Raw genomic sequence first — 6,377 nt, forward strand, 5'->3', positions numbered from 1 at the left:
CATTGATTCTGACTATAGAACCTAGTTATAAGCTACAGAACCATAGCTGCAATCCAACCGAATACGATCAGTGGGATGTTGTAGTGCAGGAACGTCGGTACTACGGTTTCCCATACGTGCTCGTGTTGGCCATCAGCATTAAGACCAGACGTTGGACCTAGCGTTGAGTCAGAAGCCGGAGAACCAGCATCACCAAGCGCTGCTGCTGTGCCTACTAGAGCAATAGTTGCCATTGGAGAGAAACCAAATGCTGCCGCTAGTGGAACGTAGATAGTTGCAAGGATTGGGATCGTAGAGAATGAAGAACCGATACCCATGGTAACCAATAGACCAACCACTAGCATAAGTAGTGCAGCTAGAGGCTTGTTGTCGCCGATGCTTGTTGAAAGTGCTTCTACCAAAGATTCAACGCCACCTGTCTGCTTCATTACTGCTGCGAAACCTGCTGCGGCAATCATGATGAAACCGATCATTGCCATCATATGTACACCCTTGGTGAAGACGTCTTGTGTCTCTTTCCAAGCAATTACGCCACCGAAAGTGAATACCATGAAGCCAGCAAGTGCACCGATGATCATTGAACCCGTCGATAGCTGAACCGTTAGTGCTGCAACAATACCTGCTGCCGCTACTAGGATGTGCTTCTTGTTGATCTGTTTTGCTTCAGTTGAAACGATCGTGTGAGAGGTTTCTTTGTATTGGCGAGGCTTACGGTAAGTGAAGAACACTGCCGTTAGAAGGCCGAAGATCATACCCGCAGCTGGTAGCAACATAGCCATTGGAACTTGGCTCGCAACGACGCTTTCAAGGCCGTTGTCGTGAAGGTTCTTAAGCAGGATGTTGTTTAGGAAGATGCCACCAAAACCGATCGGCAATACCATGTATGGCGTAATCAGACCAAAAGTAAGCACACACGCAACCAGACGACGGTCTAGGTTCATTTTTGCGAATACGCCTAATAGAGGTGGGATTAAAATTGGGATGAAGGCGATATGTACTGGAATCACGTTTTGCGAAGACATGGTCACTAAGATCAAAGACGCAAGGATGCCGTATTTAAGACCAGTCGATGCCGCACTGTTCTCTTTGCCGTGAATGCGTTTAATAACACTTTGAGCAAGTAAGTCTGTGATACCAGAACGTGAGATAGCTACAGCGAATGTACCAAGCATGGCATAGCTAAGTGCAATCGTTGCACCGCCGCCTAATCCACTTTCGAAAGCCGCGACTGCGTCGTTCAAGCTCATACCAGAGGCTACGCCACCGATAATTGCACTGAACGTCAGAGCAACGACTACGTTTACGCGCATCAAAGCTAAAACAAGCATGATGCAAACTGAAATTACAACAGGATTCATATTATTCTCGGGATGTTGTGTTCTTTATGAAGGCAATACGAGTGAACGTTTACCAACTCTATTTTTATTCTTCGTCAACAAGCGGCCAACCACCAAGGGCTTTCCACTTGTTTACGATGCCGCAAAATAACTCTGTGGTTTTTTGCGTATCATACAAAGCAGAGTGTGCTTCTTTGTTGTCAAATTCCATCCCTGCAGTGCGGCAAGCTTTAGCCAAAACGGTTTGACCGTAGGCAAGACCACTAAGAGCTGCAGTGTCAAATGTAGCAAATGGATGGAACGGGACGCGTTTAAGCTTACAACGCTCACTTGCTGCATTAACGAAGTTTAAATCGAATGTTGCATTGTGAGCGACCATGATTGCACGACTGCAATCTGAAGCTTTTTGTTCTTTTCTCACTAGCTTGTAGATTTCTTTAAGGGCTTCTTGTTCCGACACAGCACCACGTAATGGGCTAAATGGGTCTTTAATTCCGTTAAAGTCTAATGCTGCCTGCTCTATATTTGCGCCTTCAAAAGGCTCAATGTGAAAATGAAGCGTTGATGCAGGCTGCAGATCTCCGTTCTCATCCATTTTTAATGTAATGGCACAGATTTCTAATAATGCATCGGTTTCAGCGTTAAACCCTGCGGTTTCCACGTCGATGACCACTGGAAAATAGCCGCGAAAGCGTTTTTTTAGGGTCAGAGCTTCGTTTTCTACAGTCATGTTAGCCCAAATAAGTGTGATTAAGGCTGCATTATTGCAGATAATAGCAGTGATAAAAACTAGGGAAGGGCAATAAATCTTAAATTACCTAACCTATTGCGGCTTGATAATTGCATATTTAAACACGAGAGAAAAATGCGGCAATTGGCTGCATTGTTAAACGAATTGCTTAAGAGATACTCCACTTTATGAAGAAACAACTCATAACAGGTTCAATGCTATTTTCGCTACTTATGTCTTCATCAGCCATGGCACAAGAAAAGCGTTACGGAGCATCTCCTCAACAGTCGACATGGGAGATGGTGGCCAACACGCCATTAGAGTGCCGCTTAGTGCATCCGATCCCTAACTTCGGTGATGCTGAGTTCTCATCCCGAGCGAGTAAAAAGATCATTTTAGATTTCGAACTGAAAATGCGTCGCCCAATGGGGGCAACTCGTAATGTTAGCTTGATCTCGATGCCACCACCTTGGCGCCCGGGCGAGAGTGCCGATCGCATGACAACCATCAAGTTCTTCCAGCAATTTGATGGTTATGTTGGCGGGCAAACGGCTTGGGGTATCTTGAGTGAGTTAGAGAAAGGGCGCTACCCAACATTTAGCTACCAAGAGTGGCAGAGCCGAGATCAGCGTATTGAAGTGGCGTTATCGTCGGTGTTGTTCCAAGAGAAATACAATGTGTTCAGTGACTGTATCGCTAACTTGTTGCCGTACAGCTTCGAAGATATCTCATTCACTATTTTGCATTACGACCGTAATAGCGATCAGCTAAACAAATCGTCACGTAAAAGGCTTAGTCAGATTGCCGAGTATGTTCGTTATAACCAAGACATTGACCTCGTTTTAGTTGCAACCTACACCGATTCGGCAGACAGCAAAGGCATTAGCCAAAACCTGTCAGAACGAAGAGCCGAGTCTTTGAGAGAGTACTTTAAATCTCTTGGTTTGCCGGAAGACCGCATTCAAGTGCAAGGTTATGGTAAGCGTCGGCCAATTGCTGATAATAGCTCGCCGATTGGCAAAGATAAGAACCGACGTGTGGTTATCTCCCTAGGTCGAACACAGGTCTAAGCTGGTAGCGAAAGACCTTAAATGATAAAGCCCGTCACTATGACGGGCTTTTTGTATCTAAAATTTAGTTTAATCAACTCGATATGTGCCTATAACGGGATTTGCTTAGTTGAGGCGAAAGCGAGCGATCATTTCGCAGTTGGTCGCGGTATCGATTTTTTCCACCATAGAAGCAATTTTAGGGTTTGGATGGCGTTTCATGAAGTCGATAAGTGCTTTTTTACAACAGCCAATGGAATCAATAAAGCTAGCACATTGAGTATTGGGACACTGAGGGATCAGAGTCAGTACTTTCTCTGAAGCCAATTGAAGATACTTAAGTTCATACTCGGTATCACCTGCCCAGCGCCAGAATTGTGCAAGGTTATGACAAGATATAACCGAGATCAGTAACCGCTCATCGGCCTCTATATCTGTGCGCTCAGTAATTTCCTCACTTAGGTTCAATGCCTGCTGATAATGAAGAATACTTCGTACAGGATCGTCGAGCTGCAATGCAGTATCGGCAAGTAACGTGTGTTTTTCCCATTCGCTAATCATTGTATTACCTCATTAATCAATAGGTGCTTAATTTAAATGATAATCATTATCATGTAAAGTTTCATCAATGAGATTGTTAAAAATATATAGGGCATGTTGACCTTTTGAGCTTGTTTTTGCAGCGAGTTGCTGGGTTTACATGGAAGGATGAGGCTTTGATATGTCGTTTGTTTGTAAGAGAAGTTGATAACGTAGTCGTTAATAACCAGCAAACGCTGCCCAAAGGGTTCGGCAAAAAGCGTTTTTCTCTTTGTTGAGGGAGACTTGCTTAAATGACTAGGCTACTTCTCCCTCGCCGCGATTAAAACGCTTTTATCTCGAACAAAATTCAACCGCAAAACATCAACAAGCCCTAGTAAAGAATATCGATTATGGTGAGAGTGATAAAAAAGAAGCGAGCATTGTGCTCGCTTCTTTGTTTATCTTATTAGGCGTTCTAGCCGTATCTCGCAAAGGTATTTCGGAATTAACCTTCTAGACCTGCGCTCGCTTGTTTGTTTTGAATCAGCTCAATCATGTAGCCGTCAGGATCCTTAACGAATGCGATGTGTGTTGACCCGCCTTTTACTGGACCTGGCTCACGAGTCACGTTACCGCCTGCTGCTTTAATCGCGTCACACGTTGTGTAGATATCATCAACACCGATAGCCACGTGGCCGAAAGCAGAACCAAGGTCGTATTCAGTCGTACCCCAGTTGTACGTTAGTTCAATTACAGCGCCTTGAGATTCGTCGCCAAAGCCAACGAAAGCCAGTGTGTATTCGTACTCTTTGTTTTCGTTCTTACGTAATAGCTGCATGCCCATTACATTGGTGTAGAACTCGATAGACTTGTCTAGATCACCCACGCGTAGCATGGTGTGTAAAATACGACCGTTTGACATGATTTGCTCCTAGCTTGTTATTGGTTGTTTCTTTTATAGCACTATATATGAGCAAGCTCATAAGCAACACCAAAGAGATGATGAGTTTGGTCATATTTTCTTATTCTCATCATCTATCTTACTCTCCCTCTCTACCTTTTTTCTTATTTGTATTACAAGAAATTAAAGGGCGACGGCCTTGTTAATTTGTCAGTCACTAGCACTTAATTCGCAGTTTTGCATAAATAGTAATTTTGAGTGTTGGTCTTTTTTGTAATGGCCAAGAATGACCTTGGTTGTTGAATTGTGACTTATATCTCCATCTTGTTGCTGATTTACTTTCGTTTTTACAATTGGCATCTAACTTTCCATTTTATCAATTTATGATTACGCCAACATATCCCTTTTTGTAGAAAGGTTATTCCGATGCTTTACTTCGTTATTAAGGAATTTTCGATAAAATACGCTAATAACCAATGGTTTTTACGAAAGTGCAAAGGGTGTCTATTTTTTGTACTTATCTTTTTTTAACAATAGTTTGGGCTTGTATTGTTTGTTTTATGTTTGATGTTTGATGTGGTTGTGTTTTCAAAGTAGTTGTCAAGTGTGTATCAAGTGTATCTTTTGCGATCTTTGCTAAATAGACAATCCTTACTATATAGTTTTTCAAGCGCACTAAATCGATTAAATATTCACTTTTGATTTGTGCGATTTTTTCTATCATATAAAAATAAGTATTATTTTATTACATTAGCCTCGGCGTGAGGCATTGATGTGGAGTACTCAAATGACGAGTAAATGGTTTACACAACAAAGTTCAGATGTTTTAAACGAACTGAACGCAGATCAAACGACAGGTTTATCAACTTCTGAAGCGGATGCACGCTTAGAGAAGCACGGCACTAACGAGCTGACTGCACAAGAGTCAGCTTCTGCGTGGGAACTGTATATTCATCAATATAAAAACCCACTGATTTTTATTCTAGCTGTTGGTGCAATCGTTTCTTGGTCTACTGGCCACGCGATTGATGCTATTGCTATTGCAGTGATTATCCTTATCAATACTGGTATCGCGTTCTGGCAAGAATTTAAAGCTCAGAAAGGGATGGAAGCGCTAAAAGAAATGGCAGCTCCAGAAGCCGAAGTGATGCGCGATGGTAAATGGATCAGTGTTCCAGCTAAAACCCTCGTTCCTGGTGACATCATCAAAATTAATACCGGCGATATTCTGCCTGCTGATGTTCGTATTCTTGAGTCAAACCGTCTGACGGTAGATGAGGCTGCACTGACCGGTGAATCTGAGCCAGTGAACAAGCAGTCTGAACGCCTTGAAGATGAGACCCTTGGTCTTGGCGATCAGAAGAACATGGGCTTCATGACAACAATCGTGACTACAGGTACTGGCCTTGCTGTTGTAACAAGCACAGGTATGCAAACTGAAGTTGGTCACATCGCTGATATGATGAACCAAACGGAAGAGACGAAAACACCAATGCAAGAGCGTATGGACACCATCGCACTCGCGTTATTGGTTGTTGCTCTTGTGGTTGTTGCTATTGTTTGTGCTATCGGTGTTTACCACGGTATGCCATGGTTAGAAATCCTAACAACAGGTATCTCTTTATCGGTTGCCGCTATTCCTGAAGGCTTACCAACGGTGGTTACTATCGTATTAACGATGGGCTCGACTAAGATGGTTAAGAATAATGCTTTGGCTAAACAGCTAGCAGCAATCGAAACGCTTGGTTCTACAACCGTTATCTGTTCAGATAAAACCGGTACGCTAACACAAAACCAAATGCAGCTAATGAAAGCGTACGATGTCTCTGGTCGTTACT

6 protein-coding genes are annotated in these 6,377 nt (G+C 43.1%); 2 read left to right on the plus strand and 4 right to left on the minus strand.

Going from position 1 to position 6,377, the window contains the following annotated elements; translation table 11 throughout:
* Positions 1-32 precede the first annotated feature (32 nt).
* Both OH460_RS27130 and rnt read right to left on the minus strand, forming a co-directional pair.
* A complete protein-coding gene (locus OH460_RS27130) occupies positions 33-1,358 on the minus strand; it encodes a Na+/H+ antiporter family protein (RefSeq protein ID WP_061033815.1) in 1,326 nt (441 codons plus the stop codon).
* Positions 1,359-1,422: 64 nt separating this feature from the next.
* Positions 1,423-2,067 (minus strand): ribonuclease T, encoded by a 645-nt coding sequence (gene rnt, locus OH460_RS27135; RefSeq protein ID WP_017632534.1) that lies wholly within the window; start codon positions 2,065-2,067, stop codon positions 1,423-1,425.
* A 188-nt stretch (positions 2,068-2,255) separates the two neighbouring features.
* Between rnt and motY the strand changes: the two genes are divergently transcribed.
* Complete coding sequence (gene motY, locus OH460_RS27140; protein ID WP_032498507.1) at positions 2,256-3,137, plus strand: flagellar protein MotY; 882 nt, start codon at positions 2,256-2,258, stop codon at positions 3,135-3,137.
* 105 nt (positions 3,138-3,242) lie between these two features.
* On the opposite strand, the gene OH460_RS27145 is transcribed toward motY, so the two are convergent.
* Both OH460_RS27145 and gloA read right to left on the minus strand, forming a co-directional pair.
* A complete protein-coding gene (locus OH460_RS27145; protein ID WP_004741697.1) occupies positions 3,243-3,677 on the minus strand; it encodes a DUF2753 domain-containing protein in 435 nt (144 codons plus the stop codon).
* A 466-nt stretch (positions 3,678-4,143) separates the two neighbouring features.
* Entirely contained in the window at positions 4,144-4,560 is a 417-nt protein-coding gene (gene gloA, locus OH460_RS27150; RefSeq protein WP_008220190.1) for a lactoylglutathione lyase, read from the minus strand.
* Positions 4,561-5,326: 766 nt separating this feature from the next.
* Between gloA and OH460_RS27155 the strand changes: the two genes are divergently transcribed.
* On the plus strand, positions 5,327-6,377 hold a 1,051-nt coding region (locus tag OH460_RS27155), incomplete at its 3' end, for an HAD-IC family P-type ATPase (RefSeq protein WP_270000170.1).

Source organism: Vibrio sp. Makdt (assembly GCF_027587015.1).
Taxonomy (GTDB): Bacteria; Pseudomonadota; Gammaproteobacteria; order Enterobacterales; family Vibrionaceae; genus Vibrio; species Vibrio chagasii_B.